Here is a 19,436-nt window from a genome sequence, read left to right on the forward strand (position 1 = left end):
CGGTGAATCGGGCGGAGAACGCCATCGACACTTCCAAGCGTGCTCTCCTTTTTGATCACGGCGTGGAAGTGCCGAACAAATGGGCGGCGATCTCCGAATTTACGCGGACCAGGAGGCTCCGAACCTCAAGCTAACAAGGGAGCCGTTGCGGAAGCCGTGGCCATTGCGCCCGGCCTATTTTGGAAGACCATTCGAAAGGGTTGCGGTTTCGATGAGACATTGGGGCGTTTGCGTTTGCTGCAATTGCAACCAAAGTTAACCGAGCGAAGTCTGGCGAGGTGGTACGGACCTGAGTAGCGTAAGAGGCTACGGCGCGCCCTGCGATTGGGCGTTAACGCTCGTTTATGACGTTGCCGAGTGGCGTAGACGATCTCGACTTTGCACGTGCACGCTCAAACGCACCGAGTCTGCTCTTCATCGAAGAAATCGATTCCGTTGGACCGTGCGGCGAGAAAAAAGAGGGCGTCTTTATCACGGCGCCTGTATTTTCCCTGAGCGTCGTCTAGGCTGCCGAACTGCTTGGGCTGGGCCGAAGTCAGGTTCACAGGCTGCTGCAGGCTTATGACCATTCAGGTCCGGCCGGCCTCGTTTCGAAGAAGCGAACGCAGCCGGGCAACCGGCGCCACAGCGAGGAGTTTCGCAATGCGGCGCTGGATCTGATCCGCGAGCGCTGTCTGGATTTCGGCCCGACACTGGCGCGTGAGAAGCTGATCGAGTTGCACCGGATCTCTGTTGCCAAGGAGACGCTGCGGCAATGGATGACTGAGGCCGGCATCTGGATCTCGCGCCGGGAACGCAAGAAACGGGTTTTCCAGCCGCGTGGCCGGCGCGACTGCTTTGGCGAACTGGTGCAGATCGACGGGTCGCATCACTGTTGGTTCGAGAACCGCGGCCCCAAATGCGCCCTACTCGTCTATATCGACGATGCCGCCGGAAAGCTTCTGCATTTGCGTTTTGCCGGATCGGAGAACACGTTCGACTATCTGCTGCGACGAAGGCCTATCTGCAGCAATGGGGCAAGCCGCTCGCTTTCTATAGCGACAAGCATGGTGTCTTTCGATCGACACATCCGTGAAGAAGGACCGGACGAGCGGCCTGACGCACTTCGGCCGGGCGCTTTATGAGCTGAACATCGACATCATCTGCGCCAAAACCCCCGCGGATCCTCCGATCCGACCAGGGCGGCGCGTCCCGACCGCGATCCCGACCATCCGTCGACGCCTGACTGCGGCCCTGGCCAACCGCCTGCAACGATGTCCGTGCTGTACAAGGGCCATGGACAGCCGCGGCAAATCCGCGGTTTATGACGCAGTAAGACTAGACGACCCCATCAGTCTGAATTCCCGGGTCGCTTCTCAGCAGAAATCAACAAGTCATCCTGGCTGGCGAGCCGCTTCTCGTAGAAAATCACGGCATACCCATGCAGCATCCCCTCACCGCGGCGACTATAGCCAGACGTCTCATACATCATTTGAGCCCCGACCTGGATGGTTGTTGTTTCGAGCATTATGCACTTGATACCTAGGGCAGCGGCGCGCAGCTCCAATTCACTAAGTATTCTCCTTCCAAGCCCTCGTCGTTGAAAGGCGGGATCGACCCGCATCCGCTTCAGCTCTGCAACATCATCTTCGGCAGGTTTCAGTCCACCCATAGCGACGAGTTGGCCGCCAATATGAGCAACTACAAAATCTCCGCCTGAGGCTAGATATACGTCCCCGACATTACGCAAATCATCCTCCCATGCCCCTTCCGGCCCATGTACACCAACACCGTCGGATGCGCTTCGATGCAACCGCCATACATCGTCAGCATCTCCTACCTCGAATCGGCGAAAGACCACTTCGTCTTGAGACATTGACCATTTTCGCCTGATGTCGGAGATATGCTTGATCGAGGAAAATGCCGCCTCTAGCTTTGGTGCGCTCCCTAACAGCCGCTGCGACAACACATCCTCAATCCTTTCCGACATATCAACTCCAACAATTGGGAGACCCGGCCCTACCGTATATTTCAGGGCCGCACGACGATGCATCCGGGTAAACCGATCCAGCGCACAAACACAGGACGCGTGCAGCTCTCGGATTTCGCTGCTCTGGCGCTCCACGATGGACGAGACCGTTGCGAGCTTAGGGAAAGGCGCTTTCCCTTCAAGCCAGCTTGGCTGGGTTCTCGCGCGCACCTTGTCTGGCGATAACCAGCGAAATACGTCGTCAATGCATTTTTGAGGATAATATTCCGACAACCGATATACATCCTTGTAGAATTGCGGCTTCTGGCGCAACAGCTCTTCGCCGATCAGAAGAACCGAGACCGCCACGATGCGGGCAGAGAAACGACCGCTTGGGCCAAGCCTATCCTTGTAAGGGTTCTTTCCGTAGAACATGCGAAATTGCTCGAAAAGATCGTGCGACATATGTTCATAAAAACGTTCCAAAACATAAATGGCTGACTCCAGCGACTTCATGCACAGCGATAGACACTTGCGTGCATCTGCCGCGACCGTGTCTCGCAACTCAAGCAGAGCTTCTATTGCCGACTGTAAGTCACCCTCAATAAGTTGATGGCCGAGGCAAAAATCGCGCTCCTCGACCCCAGCTGAACCGAGGCAATATACGCGAGGATCCCTCTCCACTGGGTTGGTGAGGATCATGTCTTCATAGGAGAGGACATCAATGCTAGGCTGCCGCTGACGACTTAATTGTGCAATACGCATCAACGGTTCTCCTACCGCCAACTCCGCATCGACGGGATTGAGGCCGGCAAACGCGGACATCTGATAAGCACAATTGACGAGATACTGAATGTCTGTCTTAGCCACTCCGAAGTCGGACTGGGGCAGATTTATTAGCTGCGCCTCACAGTCTGTTCCCCGTATCATTGCGTTGATGCTCTGCCCGAGCGCCTTAACCGCTTCATCTGGCCGTTCATTCCCTTTGATCTGCGCAATTTGGTGCGGGAGTTGCTCGGCGACGAAATCGCTGACAATCCCAAGCGGGCGTTTTGCCTGGCTGCGGTCGATGCTGTCGACCAGGTGAGAAAATATCCCCCGCGCCTGATGGGCGGGTCGATCTGGGATGGAAAAGGACGAGGTGAAGGTCATTGACGAGGTCCCCCGACTTCGCCGAAACACAGCTTGCATTTTCGCACTTGAGCCGTACCGTCCCGCTGGCGAGTAATCGTGCTCTTCCAAGAGGTCGGTCTTCTTGTCCCTATCCTGCTATCGTTGTAGGCTACCCGATCAAGCACCTGGTCCGAGAAAAACAGCAGAGACACAGCGCCTGAATTGATGATGCCGGCGGAAGTCAGAGAAAGTACGCCGTCGTTAGAGATGAATACAAGGTCGGTCTCCTTCAAGATTTCAAGCTCGCGGGGAAAGTATTTTTCGAAGGGCACCCCAAACTCCCGTGCGAAGCGGGATAACAACACTCCGCTGCTTCGCAACGCAAACATTACTGTCCTGCCCATCAGATCGTCCTCTAACAGTGCGACACCTTTCCAAATCGGTTTATCGCCCGCTTCAACTCTAGTCAGATACCGATCAAAATCGGCCTCAATATAGAACTGGCGCTGGCTCATGGAGCCAAATCCGCTAACCCCAAACGGCACAAGATTATTGTCGTTCCAGGAATCGTACTTGCAAGACTGTCGAAAGGAGTGCGATTGCGACGCCTTCGTCCATAGAAAATCGGCCCGTGACGATAGCCAAGCGCGGTGAGGATGTGCTCCGCCATAAAATGCATGATTATCCATTCCTTGGAGGGCAAGATGGGTCTTGCAATCGTGAGTCGTGGGAGTTCAACAAACCCATTTATTCCAGTCCCTTTAATTTTGCCGAGCGATCGCTTCGCTCCTACCTGGCAAGCAACTTCGTCGGCTCTCAACGGCGGGGCAAAGTTCATACCAATTTGTATTTTGGCGCTAAAAAATAGATTGTAGATTTCCTTTCAGTTACTTAGCGAAAACATCGAGGAGGCCGGCTAAACAAGCCTATGTCCAAAATTCGCCAAAACAGCCATAAATTGTCGGACACCGTCAAAGGCCGCTGAGCCTCATCGTCGGGGACGAGTTGATCGCCGAGCCATGCCGCGAGGTGGGCCCGGCCGAGATGAAGCAGATCGTCGTTGAAGTCGCCGAGCTGCGGCCGCAACACCAAGGCGAGGATCCCGGACTCGCCTGCGCGCTGGCTGAGACGTTCGATGCAGTGCCGGCCGGCAGAGTCGGCATCGGCTGCGATGTAGAGGCGACGGCAGCCAAGCGGAAGTCCGGGCCGGCGAGGTGATTGGCCGAGGCGGCGGCGGCCACCGGCAGCGCCGGCATCACCACCTTAAGCGAAGCCATCGTCTCGAAGCCTCGCCGGCGGCCATGACCGGGACGGGCGCACCGGGCTGGTGGCCTAGCAAGATGCCGTTGCCAAGAATATCCCCCAGCGAGCGGCGTGGATCCGCGAGTTGCGCCTTGCCCTGACCCGAAGGATCAAGCCAGGTGCGCTGCAGGCCGCTGACAGCGGCAATTAGGGCAGGAAGAGTCTGCGTCTCGCCCGTAACGAGATCCCTGTAGTAGCAGCCGGGATGGAAGCGCAGCGCGCGCTCATGCGGGGAGAGCAGAATGCCGCGACCGGCGAGGTATCGTTCGGCAGCGTGCCGGCGATCGGCTGAGACATGGCGAACAGTCTACGCGCGGCCTTCGGGGAGCCGCGTTTCGCCGCTGGCTGGCGCTGCGCGCCTGGGAGCTGGGGAGGTGGCAGCGGCATGGAGAGGAAGCGACGTGCTTCATCCGCGACTTCGCGGAAGTCGACCAGACCACAGCTTTCGCGGATGACATCGAGCAGATCGCCAAATTCGGAGGTCGCCTCGGCTCGTCTCCACTGCATGATACGCTCGCATCACGACGCCCGCGAACATCAAAGCGGCACTGCCACCCAATCTGCCCTCGTACGCTGAAGTACGTGGGGCACATTCGATGGCAACTTTTCAGTGACGAGCATGGAAGTGTGCATAGCCCTGAAGCCCAGAAGTGGCGCTACGAGCAGATGAAGGCCAATCTCGCGATCTCCGGCATGGAAGTGGATCCCGAGCTAGAAGCCATGACTGAGGCATGGGAAGCGAACGGTCAGGGGCCTGATTGCGCGTGCTGCACACTACCGACCGATCTCTTCGGAGAAGACCAAGATCAGGGCCATCTGCTGGGGACGGCCTTTTTCTTTGTCCGATGAGTCGGAACCTTCGACGGTGATTCGTCTTGAGCCGCGAATCGCTTTTCGGAGGTATTGCGTCATGGCCCGAGATGTCGAAATTTATGCTCAGAAACCGTTCTCTAAACTCCCTGTCGATCTGCGGAAGGAAGTTCTGCAGAAGATCTCGAAGCGGCTCCATTACGTCGCCCTGCTTGCCCGGACGTGATGGACGATTTCGACCGAGACATGATGACCGAGTCCCGGCATTAAGGGCGTCAGGGCAGTCGCTTCAAGAGCCGAAGCCTGTTTCCCGGCGCAAACTCGATGATCTTGTCCTGCTCCAATGCGACGAGCACAGCCATGATCTCATCTTGCGTAAATCCTGCCGCGGTGAGTGGAACCCCGATGTCGAACAGGTTGATCATCATGTCGGGCTTCAGCTTCAGGGACCGAAGCTTATCCGTCAGGGCTATTTCGGTTTCTTCAAAGCGGCTCATATCAGCTTCTTAACGCTTTTCCGGCTGGAATAGCACCATGTCCAAGCCTCCGCGTTCGAAACCGCTCCTCCAAGACACTGACGGTCCGGCCCGGTCGAAGCCACTGCGTCGTCGCGATCCCGCACAGCCGAACCTTCTGCTCGACCCCAACCGTGACAGGCCGACGGTCGACTATCTGATGAATTTCACCGAGTACTCAGTTCTTGTTGAAATCACACGCCGATATTCCAGCAACGCCGCGCCGGAAGGTCAGGGACTTGGAGATTCAGCGGCGAATTCATGGATGCCGTGTCCCAGGTTCTCGAACAGAAGGCAGGATGGTTCATTCAAGGCCAGACCGGCCAAAACTTCGACAAGACCGGCAATCGCCGCATGACCGCGAGGACGCGGGATCCCAAGGCGATCCTGGTGATTGGGCGGGGCCGCGATATCGAAGGCGATGGAACCTCCCGTGACGCTGAGGTCAGACGCGACACATTCGAACTGTTTCGACGTTACACCCGGAACCTGGACATTGTCACCTTCGATGAATGGCTTGATCGAGCGAGATTTATTCCGAGAGACTGAGCCGAATGATGCCTCTCTTGTGACGGAGGAACTGGAACACCAAGGACGCCTCCCGCCTTTGCCGAACACGGCGAGGCGCTGCAAGCACAAGTCGTCAGCTAGTTGAAAAAAACTACAACTACAGTTAGATGGTTTGCGGTGCGGGCGGAGCGGGTAAAGCCGCTGGCTCAGCTTGCTGGGTTCTGGTCACAAAGGGGCGCGTTCTGCGCGTCGGCCTATGGCTACATTCGATTGAGTGTTTAGTTGCTTTGAGTTTTTGCGTCCGCACCACTTCAGTTCTTGCGAGAAAGATATGACGCGTCCTAGTCCGAGTACGATCAACGACACGATCTGGATAACGTCCCGAGTTCGAATGATCGCAGAGCGCAAAGCTCTGCGGAACCAAAACATTTCATACCTCGCGGTGACTTATTACTCTGTATTCTCAGTCATCCTTTCCATCTTCGAGTCCTTCTACAGCGTTCCGTACCCGGAACTCGGCAAGCTGAACCTGGCGTCGTCGGTGGTCGTGCTTGTGGCGTCTCTAGTCGCGGGCGGTTTCCGGATGGAGGCTCGGGCCGCTTCGTTTCGCGAGTGCTATCTCAAGCTGCAGAAGCTCTACGACGAAGATCTCCCGGATCAGGACAAGAAGCTTCGATATCGGGACATCCTACTCGACTTCCCAAATCATTCGAACCACGATTACACGGACCTTCTCGTCAATCACATGCTCCTCGAAGGGAAGGAGCTTACCAATCACGGCAAGCCCCTAACATGGACGTGGTTCCAGTTCTTTTCGTTCTTCGGGCGGCGAATCCTTTACCGGTCGATCATCGCCGCATTATTTCTGGTTCCGGCGGCGTTCCTCATGTGGCCATTTCTTCACGGGTGAGGTTGATGCAGGCCAAAGAAAAGTTCGACGAGCAGTTTGCAATCGGGAACCTGCAATCGATCTTCGATGAGCGAATTGCCGCATCCGGAACGATCGGAAAGGACGGTATCGACCCCGGAGCCTTTCAGAAGAACATCGATGCCGAGTTGGCGCTCATCAGGAAACGGGTGTATGCCGACTCCTATCGGTTCACGTCCTTCAAACAGCGCTTGATATCGAAGGGAGCGGGGAAGGCGCCGCGCGAGATCGCGATAGCGGGCGTTAGAGACCGGGTCACCCTGAGAGCCCTCACGAACGTGCTGATGCACGTCTTTGATGACGCGAAGCTCCCTCCCGCCCACTTCATCGTGAAGGACCTGTTGGAGTTCGTGCGGCCGCTGGCAGACGATCACGTCTTTCTTCAACTGGATGTCCAGGACTTCTATCCGAGCCTCGACCATCAGCTCTTGCTAAAGCGGATCCGAACGCGAACCCGATACAGGTTCCTAACCTCTCTGGTGGACTCCGCAGTCAAGACGCCTACCGGCGACGGTAAGAAAGCGAACGGTGTCGGAGTTCCACAAGGACTCAGCGTGTCCAACATTCTCTCCTCGATATACATGATGCAGATCGACGAGAACGCCCACGACCGCTTCCAATATTATCGGTACGTCGATGACATACTGGTGGTCTGCAAGGCATCCGACGCCAAGCGGCACTTCCGATGGCTGAAAGGCAGGCTGTCAAAGGCGCAACTGACATGTCATCCGCTCGAAGAGGGCAGCAAGTCGAAGATCGTTCCGCTTTCGACCGGCGTCGACTATCTCGGGTACCACATCACGCCGAAGCTTGTGTCTGTGCGGAAAAGCTCCTACCGACGGATGATGACGACGATAATGTCGCTTATGACAAGCGCGAAGTATCGTGCAAACCACAAGCGCCTGCTGGCGAAGCTCAATCTCAAGATCACGGGGTGCATTCTTAACGACAAACGCTACGGCTGGATGTTCTTTTTCTCGATGACCCAGGACGTGAAGCAGCTCAAACGGCTCGACCGCTTCGCCGCCCGGCTGTGGAGGAAACTTGGCATGGCCGGGCAGGGGAAGCCAAAGACCTTCGTGAAGGCCTACCATGAGATTCGATTCAACATGGCGAAATCGAAATATATCCCACGGTTCGACGACTATTCCCTGGAAAAGAAAATGCAGTTGATCGCGGATCTCCAAGGGGTCGAGCTCGATAGCATCAAAGACTGGACGGAGGAAAAGATCAACAAGATGTTCTGGCGTCTGGTCCGGAGAGAGGTGAGCGAACTCGAGAAGGATCTTACACCTGTTAGCTAATGCCAACGGACAAACGTTACGAACAAATCCAAAATGGCTCGGCCGTTCCATAATAGAACTTATCTGAGTTTCTGTTGTAGCGGCTATTTAGTAATGCGACAGTTGGGCCAGTTAGAGATGCGACAGTCTCGCCTCTCGACGCACTGGTCAAAGCCACCGTTGGGAGCAAGGATGACGATCTTCAGCCTGGTCGAGACCAGGAGCGGTCGGAGTCGTCATGTCCTTTATGATCACCATGTCGCAGAAAGAATTACATCGCCTCGAAGTCATCCAGAAGATCCGTAACCAACGCCTGAGCGTCGTACAGGCCGCCGAACTGCTCGACCTCAGTCGAAGTCAGGTCCACAGGCTGCTGCAGGCCTATGATCAGGATGGTCCGGCCGGCCTTGTTTCAAAGAAGCGATCACGACCAAGCAACCGGCGCCATAGCGAAGAGTTTCGCAATGCGGTGCTGGATCTGATCCGCGAACGCTATCTGGATTTCGGTCCGACGCTGGCACGCGAGAAGCTGCTCGAGTTGCACCGGATCTCGGTCGCCAAGGAGACGCTGCGGCAATGGATGACCGAGGCTGGTATCTGGATTTCGCGTCGTGAACGCAAGAAACGGGTTTTCCAACCACGCGGCCGGCGCGGCTGCTTTGGCGAACTGGTGCAGATCGACGGATCGCATCACTGGTGGTTCGAGAACCGCGGCCCCAAATGCGCCCTGCTCGTCTATATCGATGACGCCACCGGCAGGCTATTGCACCTGCGTTTCGCCGGATCGGAGAATACGTTCGACTATCTGCATGCGACAAAGGATTATCTGCAGCAGTGGGGCAAGCCGTTGGCTTTCTACAGCGACAAACATGGTGTCTTTCGATCGACGCATCCGTCGAAGAAGGACAGGACAAGCGGTCTGACGCAGTTCGGCCGGGCGCTTTATGAGCTCAACATCGATATCATCTGCGCCAACACCCCTCAGGCCAAGGGTCGGGTGGAACGTGCCAACCAGACATTGCAGGATCGGCTTGTGAAGGAATTACGGCTTCGCGGCATTGATACGATCGAAGCTGCCAATTCCTATGCGCCTGAGTTCATTGCGGATTTCAACACTCGCTTTGGCAAGCAACCACGCAATCCAAAGGACATGCACCGACCGCTGGCCAACCACGAGAACCTCGATGGTGCCATGTGCCGGAAGGAAGTCCGCACGCTGTCGCAATCTCTGACGCTACGCTACGACAAGATGTTGTTCATTCTCGATCCGACCGAGATTTCCAGGCCACTGGCTGGCCAGAAAGTGATCGTCTGCGACTATCCGGACGGTCGGCTCGAGATCATGCACGAGAGCTTTTCCCTGCCCTACAAGACCTTCGATACGTTGCGCTCGGTGCATCGTGCGGAGGTCGTCGACAACAAGCGGCTGGACGACATGCTGTCGATCGTCGCCGAGTTGCAAGCCGGCCGAGAACAGCAACGCAGCAAGAGTGGTCCCCGACGCACCGGGCAGAAGGATCATATGTTTGGCATTCGGGACGGTAGCACAGCCAACGGCTATCAGAAGCGGGGACGCAAGCCGAGGACAGATTACATGAACGATCCGGCGGTGATTGCACGGCGAGAGAAAGCGTTATTGAGGCAACCAGCGGCGGAATAAAGATCGTCAGTGCACGCCGATGTCGCTTTGCGTATCCGATTCCAGCTGCAGGCATGCGGACCAAAGCGGTGTCTTGTGGAAGGATCCGTCCTGGAAGAGTGTGAGGCCCTCTCTTGCTTCATAGAGCAAGCCGAGCCAGCACAAGCGCCGTAAGACGCCATATTGGAGATCGGATTTCAACTCCCAGGCTTCTATGGTCATTTCGGTGTGTGACAGAGGCGCCAAGTCTGGATAGAGGATCTTCACAACGTCCATTGGCGTGCAACCTTCCCTGGCCTTGATATTGAGAAGATTGAGGAACATGCGCCACCAGCGTAACCGCGCGCGGACCTTTTCTTCCCGCTCGGTGGCGTGGACATACGAATAGAGATAATCCGTGGCGACCACATCGAAGAAGGCTTGCGGATTCACCAGAAACTCCCGCCCGCGTCTGGTTGGCAGCAGCACATCCTTTTTCCGGCGAAGAAGCTTCAGGTGGCGGGTCATGTCGCGCACGACCCAAAGCGGCGGCATGTCGCTTTCATTGAGCACCTTGTTCATGCTGTAGAGGTCCTCGGCTGTGAATCCGGGCCAGAGGAAGTGCACAGCGGCCCAATGCACGAACTTGCGGTTCATGGCGCCGGTCGCGGTCAATCCTATGCCACCCTCACCGTCAGCATAGGCAACCGAAAGAAGCATGCCGCGAAGAAGTGGTGACAGCGCGGCGATGTCGACGTCACCTTGCAGGTTGATTTCCGGAAGCATCGTGCGGCTTTGATCCCCAACTGCGCCATGCAAGTGCTAGCGAGTATCGAGCGGTAAAAGAACAATTGCCAGTGAGAAAGCTAAAGCCGAAGGGGAATGTTATCACCCGCCCCCGCTCCGCCCTTTCAACCCGGCCCAGCCGGCCGGATCGGGGGCTGATTGTCAGAGCCAGTGTCGCATTTCTAACTGGCTGACAATGTCGCGCGTCTAGCCAGCTTTGACATCTGTAACCTAATGGAATTATTATATAATCTTGTAAAACGGACTTATAAATGTTCCACAGCAAGAGATTTCATGTCCAAACAGGAACATAGCCTGTCCGCTGAAAAAGTCGCGCCCCCAGGGTGTCCCCACATCCGACAGCGTCGAAATGCCGTCATACCTGTGAGTTGAGACGCGATCTTCAGAACAGGGGAGTTCTGAACTTTAGGATAGTCGGGCCTTTTTCGTGGAGCGGCTCTCTAACCTGCTTCGAGCCCTGCAGTTTCCGCTATCGGAATAGGTCAAAACCGCGAACAGGCTTGGGCCGCCTTTCATAATTGTACCGCTGTCGAAATATCTCTGGAACGAACGATCTCGTTTCCTCAGCACCGATTGGACGGTATTCAAACCTGATGGAAGAAAAGTGCAGGCTTCCACGCGATGGGACAATAATTCGCCCATTTTTGCCACTCCGATACGATAAACGAGAAAGCATGACCACTCGGTTCGCGAAAGCGTATGAGGCGGCCAATGTTTGTCATGGACGGAACAAATAAAGAACAAACTCACTTATTGTCAAGTGCCTATGAGCCGAATGCTTAAGCTGGCATACGGCTTCACAGCCAGTAACGCGGTCGAAATTGCTTGGGATGGCACCATCCCAGGCAATTTCCTCGCATGAAGCAGGTACAATCTTACCAATCGAGCTTTTCCGCGTCATTGTCATGCGAACGAGCTTCGTAGTCATAGCTCGTAGCGATTTTTTCGAGAACAGCAGACGTGCGCGGCCATTCCAGCGCCGTCGCTCGCGACCACTCGCTAAAGGTCCTCGCAAGATCGTGCTCTTGGGCGCCGCCGTCACGCGGTAGCCTCGTCGTAACGCCACGCAGATTGCGACGACCAATCATGAGCCCAATTTCGATATTTTTGTTGCGAACGGATTCAATTAATTCGCGGACAGCTTCTGTGGGCCAGATGCCGTCTTGCCCCGAAGGTGCGCAGGCAAGGACTTCGCCGATCTTCTGGTCCGAAATATCCTCCCGCCCGGCGGATTTCGCCAGTTGGCGGGCACGTTGAACCCAGTCTTCTAAGATCGCTAGATCTATTGTACCGTCTGGTCTGGTTCCAGGAACAACATTCCAGAGACGCAAGAGGTTGCTTGCTTGGCGGGCACGATTGGTGACTTGTTCTTGGTTAGCCACAGTCTCTTCAACTACGCGGCTGTCCTCGCTGGGTTTGTAAATTGCGCAGATTACGTCGATGAATAGCTGCGGATTGGACGCAAGCTCGCGGATGATTAACTTGGCCGGACGCTGCGAGTATTCAAGCACTGGAAGATAAATCCATTCCAGCTTTAACATCTCCGTGGCGGGGACGTCGTCACGGTTGTCTAAAACAGACAGAATTTCGGCAACGTAGTGTTGGAACATCGTCGTGTCATTGTGATCGGCGTCGAATTCGGCTGGTTGTAAGGCCGCTTCAATAAGGAGGCGGACGAGCAAATCCGAGCCAAATGTCAGACCTGTATGCAACCGCAAGCCAACTAGATGCACGACATGGCGAGCGCGACCGACATCCATCAGTTTGCTCACCGCAAACTCTGTATCTTCCCGTTCGCCATTAATCCAAAGGATTGGGACCCGTTTCCAGTACTGCTCTTCGAAATTTGCGCCCAATTCCCGCAAGAGCGACCAAGCGCGCGACGAGGGCGGGAGGGCGAGCAGAATTGCGAGCAAGCTTTCCTGTTTGGCTCCTATCTGCTGCATCTCGTCGACCAAATCTGTCACCCATTGATCAGCTTGCATGGGATACATCGTTATTATCATCCCCCGGGCAACTCCTAAGCCCACTACGCCCTCTCTTGTGAGAGCCCGGACGATAATTTCGTGTCCCCGTCGCGGGTTGCCAACTTCGGCCTCGGCAATGGCTTGTCCCAGGTAACCTTTCTCCTGTACAGCGTTAGCAAGAGCAAACAGGCCGTCCAGTCCCATATTGGTGAGAATTGCTTCAACAACGCTTCGGCGTTCCCCTTGGAGCTGCCGCTGTGTGTCCTCGTGCCACCTGGTGCCGATTGGGTTCGGAAGTGCGACCGACGTGTCAAACAACCAAGAAATCTCTGCGATTAGGTCGACAGGGGTTATGGCGTTGTAAATTTCCTCAAAAGGAGCCAATTCTTCTTCAGGAAGCGCCCACGCGGCATCACGGAAACTGCGATGGCTATGCAAAATTGCGCGCAACTTCGACCTTAACGCGTTCCGACCCACGTCGTCCGCAATGAACGGAACAAGCGCCTTGAGTTTGTTTAGCGCTTCTTCCCGTCTGGCTCCGAGATTGCCCCAGCGATCGAGCAGCGCCACCCACCGTGAGATATCAGCCGACGCGTCTGCAAGGAGACGATCGGTAATCGCGAGCGCGCCTCTTTCAATCAGCTCGAAAGTGACGATTTCTGAGGTTGGCGTCGAGAAATCGCGCCAGAGAGGGGCTGGCGTTGGTGAAAACGAGTCGTGTTCGGTCGGAAGAATGCCCAGCAGGAGTTTCCAAGCTGCCTTGGGGAACCTCGCTCTTAGCCGGTCCAAGACCCGAAGTCGCTGTTCTAGTGTCGCGTGTGTTTGCGGCGCCCATAGAAGAAATGTAGTTCGGAGACTACTGCCGGGACGGTTAGTATAACGGCCCCCAGGATCAAGCTCATCGAGCGCCCCGAGAATAGAGGCCGCACGCCCGAGATAGTCGGGAGACCATGCCAAAGTTTCGAGAGCCCACAATAATGTGGATAGGTGCTCGGCGCCAAAAAGCGGGGACGTATCGTGACCGAAAAGAACGGCGACAGGGCTATCGTCCTGACCAAGTGCGTCGTCGAGTGCGCTGAGGAAACTGGACGGTGAGGCTTCCGCTAATAGTTGAAAATCCCTCGACAGTGACCACCAACGTTGACGGTCGGCGCCGCTAAGCAAGCGTTGAATGATAAGATCTGGCTGCAGCTCCGCAGATGGTACGGATGAGGCCAGTTTTCCGAACAGAGCAAGTATAATCAATACTTCGCCGACACCGTTACGCAGATTTTTGGAAAATTCTGGATGCACCCCCCGGACCGATGCATACCACCGTTCCTCCGCGGGCATTTCGTAGCGGGGGTCGGCCGCGCTCAAAACGTCTAATGCGACTGCAGCAAACCGTTCCATGTGAGAGGGCGATATATCCGCTGCCAGCAGGCCCCAAGCATCGCGTGGCGAGGCAATTTTCCACACAGAGCCCACTTTACGCAGAGGACTATCGAAATTTCCGGCCAAACCCGCAAGACTAGCTGCGAACGGTTCGTAGGGCATGTCAGCCAACCGCGATAGGACAGATTTGTCTCCCTCGCTGCTTTCATCCCAGCCACCTGCGAGGAGAGCCGCAATGAGCGATTGAGAGGGAAGTCCTTTCGCCCACGCGGGTACTCGTCCAGGAGAGCTTGGCATGAGACGTCGCAGAATTCCTAGACTTCGCGACGAATCTCTCGCCATCCGCCCTGCCATCTCGGAAGGCACGCCAACCCCTTCAAGGACGATCTTAATATTCTCTCGTGCGGGGCGTTCAAGCACAATGGCATCGCCGGAGGACGAGGCGTCTTGGCCATATGCGGCAAGTACATGGTGTCCCTTCTTGGCCAACGCCTGCGCCGGGCCTGGCTCCGGATCTAACACCACGATGACCAACGGCGTTGCACTATCTCCAATCAGCCTTGCAGTTTCGGAGTTTGCGACTACCAAGCTTCGGCACAGGTAATATTCCGCAAGATTAGCGGGAAGCTGGTTGATCGCCGCATAAACAAATCCGGAAACCTCAGCCGGGCTCTCCCCCTTTACCGCAAGCACAGACGACGGCCCCCTGAGCCATCGAAGAATCCGGGTGGCACTTTCGTCGCGATCACAGAGCACCAATTCACTTGGCAATTGCCATTGGGTCGCGAGCGCCCATTCCAGCCAATATTCCCGAAGATCAAGTGCCCCGGCTGGTCGCTTGCCAAGGGCGATAGCCAGCCATAACCCGACAGCGGGATAGAGTTCGATCCAATGGACTAGATTATCTCCATCGTAAGCACGCACGTCCTTCCAGATGTTCTCCGCACGCTTCTTTTGCGCCCACATTTCCTTTTGGGGCCAATGACGCGGCGTCACGAAGATGAACGTCAACTCGGCAGGTATAAGACCAAGCGGATTCTCGCTGCGCTTCTTATAGTCATCATCGGCCTTCGAGGCGATGCGATCTCGCTGCGTCCCGATTTCCCATCCCGTGACACCGAGCGGAATATATTCAGACGCTTCGCTTGCTTCGGTAACTCCGTCCCAGCCAGCGTGCTGGACACCTTCGTCCGAGGGAAACCTCAGTAATATGGGGCGATTTGCCCTTGCTAGCTTCGCAAGCAAGGTTGGAAGAGATCCCTGACCGTCGCGTCGCTCGGCCCACTGAGAAAGATCAGTCGCATCGACCCATCTTATTGGCAAACCAGCGTCCTTCCGGTCGGCGAAGGCGGGCAATGTTGGCCCGATAACAGCTCCTCCCGCTCGGAAAGCAATGCCTTCCGCTTCGAGCACTCCGCGAATTGCTTCAGCGTTCTGTTGAATCGGGTTGCGATGGCCCCGCTCAAAGTCTGCCACGGTGGAGGTGGCTACTCGAGCGCGGCTGGCGAGCTCCTGCTGAGACCAAGCCAAAAGAGCGCGAGCAGCGCGACATTGTGCGGGAGTGATAGCCTCATTGGAGGCAGGAGGATTGAGCAACGTAGACATTAGTGATTTTATATGACGTCAAATTAAAAATGCAATAACCCTGGAGCCGAACAACACATTCAGGGACCAGCTACCCTGCCTCGCCTTCGGCTCCTTCTCCAAGTCAAAAGGATTGGGGATTCCGCGAGCAGCGATGAACATCGGGATGTTTTCATTGCCCCTTCCAGAATCCACATCTATAGTTGTGAAGCGTGGTACAATTAGATCGAATCGGAACTGCTATTGTTAAGAAAAATATTGTCTGTAGCATGCAGAAACTTAAGTAGCCGCTGGGGCAGAACATGTTGGCGGGCATTCTTCGATATTGCTTCGACATTGCCAAGAAAAACCAGGCACTTCGCCCATTCGTTGCGATCTACAGGCTTTTGCGCCGATTATTTCATAGAATCTTGGACAAATATCCGTCGCTCGCGATCATCGCGATTGTCGCAATAATTATTTTCATGACACTCAACCCTGAGTATGCACCGGACTTGGTTAAGCCTAGCCATGGATGCGAACTCATCCAAATTGGAAACGGGGAACTCTATACAGTCAAAGGCGACACTTTGCATTTTTCAGGGGATCGGCCTTGCCAGAGTCGACAACCTGTAGCCTTCGACTGGTTCAATCGCTTCCCTACAAAGATGATCGGCCTAGGCTCGCAGCCCGATGCCGTATCCGCAGGAATTTTTTTCAATGAATTGGCCACTGAAGCAACCGGGGCAAACGAATGGCACGAATATACGCTGTTCCACCAAGCAAATGACTTTACCTGGACAATGGCTCCAGGTGCTTCGATGGTGCGCGAAACCTTTCTCAAAGGAGGCTGCGGCTACGATACGTCAAATCCGCCGCCTTCGAAAGAATTGGAGGCGCGAGATGGCCTATTGCTTACGGCTGAGCAGTTGCGATCGAGTGTGAAGTTGCCGGAAAACGTGTGGGAAAAATGCAATACTGGCTCTCCCGAAGACGAGACTTGGGACTATTGCCACTACACGGGATTAGAATTTTTCATTCCGACAGTCAGTCCGCATAATGTTTGCGCCCAACACTCTTGGCGTGACGCTTGGATTCCCGGCGGGACGCGCAAGATTCTGCTGGGTAAACCGGAGGCCTATGAAAAGCTCTCGCGTTTGTCTCAAGATCGATGGGACGTCGGCAAGATCAAAGAAGTCTCCGCAGATGATTGGGCCCAAATGACAGCCGACCTTCCTAAAGTTTGCATGCGGTGGAAGGATAAAGGCAAACCGAACTGGGAAGAATTCGCGTCGCTTGCTGCAATCTGGTGCGACTATTAGGCGTTGCCTCTTAATGAGCCACCGCTTCCGGTTCATGGTGATATTCTTGGATATGAACCGATCAGTTGCCGTGGTGGGCTTCTCTTTAGAGGCTGCCTCAAAAAGAGGTGGGTGATTTCAACAGGTTATGATTCCTTCGGATTTGCGAGATTCGATGGAGAACACGATGGCCTGGACCAAAATCACCCGTCGGCAATATGGAGAGCGTTGGGACTTTGGCCACGCATCAACCATCGTCTCGTGATGGAAACGCGCGAGTTGGAGGGCAAGGAGGCAAGCCCGACGGCCGGTGTGATCGATAGCCAGAGCGTCAAAACCACCGAAAGCGGCGGCATCCGGGGCTATGACGCGGGCAAGAGTGCGCCTCGAAGGCGCGTGTCACCAATGGAGGAAGGTTCCATCCAGAGAGTTGTCGATTGATCTGGTAGCTGACGAGCGGATCGGTCGGGTAACCGGCCGGTTCGAAGCCTCGTGACAAAGGCCGCCTTGGGCGGTTGAGCAATCCAGTGGGCCGTAACGCGAGTGAAGTCCGAGCAGGCCTCGAAAGAGTCGATGCAGATGCCGACCCGTCTCTTACCCGGGGAAGGCCGTGCGAACAGGGAAGCAATCGTCACAAGCACCTGTTCGGTCTGCCGGGGTATTGGGCACGGCACGCGGGAAGGGTGATGCGGGTAATCGAGGGAGACCCGTGCGGTCGGAGGTCGCGGCTTCGACATCGCTGATGGCGATGGACCGGACGGGAGTCGGACAGGGTCGTAAGACTGTCGATGCCGGGCAATGCCGGCGGAGGAAAGGACCCTGACTTCTGGCATGCTTTCGAAGATGGTGAGGAAAGGTTGATTGGCGATGAGCCTCGAAACACCTGAAAAGATCAGGAACCTACAGAGAAAGCTCTATTGTAAGGCGAAGGCGGAGCCCGCTTTCCGCTTCTATTTGCTCTACGACAAGATTTGCCGTGAAGACATTCTGCGCCATGCCTATGCGCTGGCCCGCGCCAATGCGGGAGCGCCTGGCGTCGACGGAGTGACCTTTACGCAGATCGAGGCGTCGGGCGTGGATGCGTGGTTGGCGGGCCTGCGCGAAGAACTCGTTTCGAAGACGTACCGACCCGATCCGGTGCGGCGGGTGATGATACCGAAGCCTGGGGGAGGCGAGCGTGCGCTCGGCATTCCCTCTATCCGCTGTCGCGTCATCCAGACCGCTGCCAAGCTCGTACTGGAACCAATCTTCGAGGCGGACTTCGAGGACGGTGCTTATGGTTATCGGCCGCGTCGCAGCGCGGTCGATGCAGTCAAGGAAACGCACCGGCTGATGTGCCGGGGCTACACCGACGTTGTCGACGCTGATTTGTCGAAATATTTTGACACGATCCCGCATTCGGACCTCCTCAAATCGGTGGCCCGACGCATCGTCGATCGGAGCGTGCTGCGGCTGATCAGGCTGTGGCTGCGAGCACCGGTCGAGGAGCGGGATGGCGACGGGAAACGGCGCATGACTGGCGGCAAGAGCAGCACACACGGCACGCCCCAAGGGGGTGTCGTCAGTCCGCTGCTCTCGGTCATCTACATGAACCGGTTCCTGAAGCACTGGCGTCTCAGCGGTCTGGGTGAAGAGTTCCGCGCGCACGTCATCTCTTATGCCGATGACTTCGTCATTCTCAGCCGCGATCATGCGGCCGAGGCGCTGGCGTGGACAAGGACGGTGATGACGAAACTCGGGCTGTCGCTCAACGAGGCGAAAACCTCGGTGAAGGATGCCCGGCGCGAACACTTCGACTTCCTTGGCTACTCGCTTGGACCACGTCATCTGCCCAACGGCGGCCGGTGGTACCTGGGAGCGAGCCCGTCCAGGAAGAGCGTGCAGCGGATCAAGACCAAGGTCAGCGCGCTGCTGACGCCGGGCAACAAGGGCACATGGCCTGAAGTTCGCAAGCGATTGAACCGCCTCCTGGGCGGTTGGGCCGCATACTTCTCCTATGGCGCTCTCGCATCGGCCTATGAAGGCGTCGATCGACACGTCTATGACCGCGTCACGAACTTCCTGTGCAGACGGCACAAAGTGCAAGGACGCAGCACGCGTCGATTCCCACGTGAACATGTTTACGGGGAATTGGGCGTGCTGTGTCTTCGACGCGAGCGCGGCAAGCAGTCGCCGTGGGCCTTACGATGAAGCCAGTCGGAAAGCCGGATGCGGGAAATCCGCACGTCCGGTTTGATGAGCGGGGAAAGGAAACGGAGCGAGCCTCGCAAGGGCCAGCCACCGCGCCTTTCCTCGACTCTACAGACCAAAGGCCGCAAGCGCCATATCATCGTCGATACGCTCGGCCTGATGGTCGGTCTCATGGTGCACAGCGCCGACATCCAGGATCGCGACGGT

General features: G+C 56.1%; 15 protein-coding genes and 4 pseudogenes. 11 read left to right on the plus strand and 8 right to left on the minus strand.

Annotated features, from left to right (window positions below; all coding sequences use genetic code 11):
* Positions 1-506: 506 nt before the first annotated feature.
* Positions 507-1,158, plus strand: a pseudogene (locus GA0061101_RS35110) (ISNCY family transposase); the annotation flags it as partial.
* Positions 1,159-1,330: 172 nt separating this feature from the next.
* Here the strand turns inward: GA0061101_RS35110 and GA0061101_RS39960 are convergent.
* From GA0061101_RS39960 to GA0061101_RS41225, 5 genes are all read right to left on the minus strand, one after another.
* A complete protein-coding gene (locus GA0061101_RS39960) occupies positions 1,331-3,100 on the minus strand; it encodes a GNAT family N-acetyltransferase (protein ID WP_004122926.1) in 1,770 nt (589 codons plus the stop codon).
* On the minus strand, positions 3,097-3,576 hold the full coding sequence (locus GA0061101_RS35120; RefSeq protein WP_240535487.1) for a coproporphyrinogen III oxidase: 480 nt from the start codon (positions 3,574-3,576) through the stop codon (positions 3,097-3,099). Before GA0061101_RS35120 ends, GA0061101_RS39960 begins: the two co-directional genes overlap by 4 nt.
* Before the next feature lie 376 nt (positions 3,577-3,952).
* On the minus strand, positions 3,953-4,234 hold the full coding sequence (locus GA0061101_RS41215) for a toprim domain-containing protein (RefSeq protein WP_376766907.1): 282 nt from the start codon (positions 4,232-4,234) through the stop codon (positions 3,953-3,955).
* A gap of 82 nt (positions 4,235-4,316) precedes the next feature.
* Positions 4,317-4,607, minus strand: coding sequence for a DUF7146 domain-containing protein (locus GA0061101_RS41220; RefSeq protein WP_425281488.1), 291 nt, complete (start codon positions 4,605-4,607; stop codon positions 4,317-4,319).
* Positions 4,511-4,870 (minus strand): hypothetical protein, encoded by a 360-nt coding sequence (locus tag GA0061101_RS41225; RefSeq protein WP_004122923.1) that lies wholly within the window; start codon positions 4,868-4,870, stop codon positions 4,511-4,513. The genes GA0061101_RS41220 and GA0061101_RS41225 overlap by 97 nt, the downstream gene beginning before the upstream one ends.
* A gap of 159 nt (positions 4,871-5,029) precedes the next feature.
* Between GA0061101_RS41225 and GA0061101_RS35130 the strand changes: the two genes are divergently transcribed.
* Positions 5,030-5,212: a hypothetical protein gene (locus tag GA0061101_RS35130; RefSeq protein ID WP_240535486.1), complete on the plus strand. Its 183-nt coding sequence runs from the start codon at positions 5,030-5,032 to the stop codon at positions 5,210-5,212.
* Positions 5,213-5,448: 236 nt separating this feature from the next.
* Here GA0061101_RS35130 and GA0061101_RS35135 read toward each other — a convergent pair whose 3' ends face one another.
* The gene (locus tag GA0061101_RS35135; RefSeq protein ID WP_004122919.1) at positions 5,449-5,670 is read right to left on the minus strand and encodes a hypothetical protein; all 222 of its coding nucleotides are present in this window, start codon (positions 5,668-5,670) and stop codon (positions 5,449-5,451) included.
* A gap of 37 nt (positions 5,671-5,707) precedes the next feature.
* Here GA0061101_RS35135 and GA0061101_RS40590 point away from each other — a divergent pair.
* From GA0061101_RS40590 to GA0061101_RS35155, 5 genes and pseudogenes are all read left to right on the plus strand, one after another.
* Positions 5,708-5,830 (plus strand): annotated as a pseudogene (locus GA0061101_RS40590) (non-homologous end-joining DNA ligase); the annotation flags it as partial.
* Between the two features lie 119 nt (positions 5,831-5,949).
* The gene (locus GA0061101_RS35140; RefSeq protein WP_004122918.1) at positions 5,950-6,237 is read left to right on the plus strand and encodes a Shedu anti-phage system protein SduA domain-containing protein; all 288 of its coding nucleotides are present in this window, start codon (positions 5,950-5,952) and stop codon (positions 6,235-6,237) included.
* Positions 6,238-6,529: 292 nt separating this feature from the next.
* The gene (locus GA0061101_RS35145; RefSeq protein WP_004122917.1) at positions 6,530-7,108 is read left to right on the plus strand and encodes an SLATT domain-containing protein; all 579 of its coding nucleotides are present in this window, start codon (positions 6,530-6,532) and stop codon (positions 7,106-7,108) included.
* 5 nt (positions 7,109-7,113) lie between these two features.
* Positions 7,114-8,430 carry a reverse transcriptase domain-containing protein gene (locus GA0061101_RS35150; protein ID WP_004122915.1) on the plus strand — a complete coding sequence of 439 codons (1,317 nt, stop codon included), beginning with the start codon at positions 7,114-7,116 and terminating at the stop codon, positions 8,428-8,430.
* A 217-nt stretch (positions 8,431-8,647) separates the two neighbouring features.
* A complete protein-coding gene (locus GA0061101_RS35155) occupies positions 8,648-10,069 on the plus strand; it encodes an ISNCY family transposase (protein ID WP_004118201.1) in 1,422 nt (473 codons plus the stop codon).
* Positions 10,070-10,075: 6 nt separating this feature from the next.
* On the opposite strand, the gene GA0061101_RS35160 is transcribed toward GA0061101_RS35155, so the two are convergent.
* The gene (locus tag GA0061101_RS35160; protein WP_004118203.1) at positions 10,076-10,813 is read right to left on the minus strand and encodes a hypothetical protein; all 738 of its coding nucleotides are present in this window, start codon (positions 10,811-10,813) and stop codon (positions 10,076-10,078) included.
* 896 nt (positions 10,814-11,709) lie between these two features.
* Positions 11,710-15,780 carry a helix-turn-helix domain-containing protein gene (locus tag GA0061101_RS35165; protein ID WP_004118204.1) on the minus strand — a complete coding sequence of 1,357 codons (4,071 nt, stop codon included), beginning with the start codon at positions 15,778-15,780 and terminating at the stop codon, positions 11,710-11,712.
* 281 nt (positions 15,781-16,061) lie between these two features.
* Here GA0061101_RS35165 and GA0061101_RS35170 point away from each other — a divergent pair, with 281 nt between their 5' ends.
* The 4 genes and pseudogenes from GA0061101_RS35170 to GA0061101_RS39105 all read left to right on the plus strand — a co-directional run.
* A complete protein-coding gene (locus GA0061101_RS35170; RefSeq protein ID WP_004118206.1) occupies positions 16,062-17,060 on the plus strand; it encodes a hypothetical protein in 999 nt (332 codons plus the stop codon).
* Between the two features lie 154 nt (positions 17,061-17,214).
* Positions 17,215-17,435: pseudogene (locus GA0061101_RS35175) on the plus strand (hypothetical protein); the annotation flags it as partial.
* A gap of 471 nt (positions 17,436-17,906) precedes the next feature.
* Entirely contained in the window at positions 17,907-19,229 is a 1,323-nt protein-coding gene (gene ltrA, locus GA0061101_RS35180) for a group II intron reverse transcriptase/maturase (RefSeq protein ID WP_028755411.1), read from the plus strand.
* A gap of 117 nt (positions 19,230-19,346) precedes the next feature.
* A pseudogene (locus GA0061101_RS39105) lies at positions 19,347-19,436 on the plus strand (IS5/IS1182 family transposase); the annotation flags it as partial.

The organism is Martinezella lusitana, from assembly GCF_900094565.1.
In the GTDB taxonomy this organism is placed as follows: Bacteria; Pseudomonadota; Alphaproteobacteria; order Rhizobiales; family Rhizobiaceae; genus Rhizobium; species Rhizobium lusitanum.

What these genes read in the sequence shown, in the direction of transcription:
- GA0061101_RS39960 (WP_004122926.1), bottom strand. Translation starts at nt 3,100, where the DNA reads ATGACCTTCACCTCGTCCTTTTCCATCCCAGATCGACCCGCCCATCAG.
- GA0061101_RS35120 (WP_240535487.1), bottom strand. Translation starts at nt 3,576, where the DNA reads ATGAGCCAGCGCCAGTTCTATATTGAGGCCGATTTTGATCGGTATCTG.
- GA0061101_RS41225 (WP_004122923.1), bottom strand. Translation starts at nt 4,870, where the DNA reads ATGCAGTGGAGACGAGCCGAGGCGACCTCCGAATTTGGCGATCTGCTC.
- GA0061101_RS35130 (WP_240535486.1), top strand. Translation starts at nt 5,030, where the DNA reads ATGAAGGCCAATCTCGCGATCTCCGGCATGGAAGTGGATCCCGAGCTA.
- GA0061101_RS35135 (WP_004122919.1), bottom strand. Translation starts at nt 5,670, where the DNA reads ATGAGCCGCTTTGAAGAAACCGAAATAGCCCTGACGGATAAGCTTCGG.
- GA0061101_RS35140 (WP_004122918.1), top strand. Translation starts at nt 5,950, where the DNA reads ATGGATGCCGTGTCCCAGGTTCTCGAACAGAAGGCAGGATGGTTCATT.
- GA0061101_RS35145 (WP_004122917.1), top strand. Translation starts at nt 6,530, where the DNA reads ATGACGCGTCCTAGTCCGAGTACGATCAACGACACGATCTGGATAACG.
- GA0061101_RS35150 (WP_004122915.1), top strand. Translation starts at nt 7,114, where the DNA reads ATGCAGGCCAAAGAAAAGTTCGACGAGCAGTTTGCAATCGGGAACCTG.
- GA0061101_RS35155 (WP_004118201.1), top strand. Translation starts at nt 8,648, where the DNA reads ATGTCCTTTATGATCACCATGTCGCAGAAAGAATTACATCGCCTCGAA.
- GA0061101_RS35160 (WP_004118203.1), bottom strand. Translation starts at nt 10,813, where the DNA reads ATGCTTCCGGAAATCAACCTGCAAGGTGACGTCGACATCGCCGCGCTG.
- GA0061101_RS35165 (WP_004118204.1), bottom strand. Translation starts at nt 15,780, where the DNA reads ATGTCTACGTTGCTCAATCCTCCTGCCTCCAATGAGGCTATCACTCCC.
- GA0061101_RS35170 (WP_004118206.1), top strand. Translation starts at nt 16,062, where the DNA reads ATGTTGGCGGGCATTCTTCGATATTGCTTCGACATTGCCAAGAAAAAC.
- ltrA (WP_028755411.1), top strand. Translation starts at nt 17,907, where the DNA reads ATGAGCCTCGAAACACCTGAAAAGATCAGGAACCTACAGAGAAAGCTC.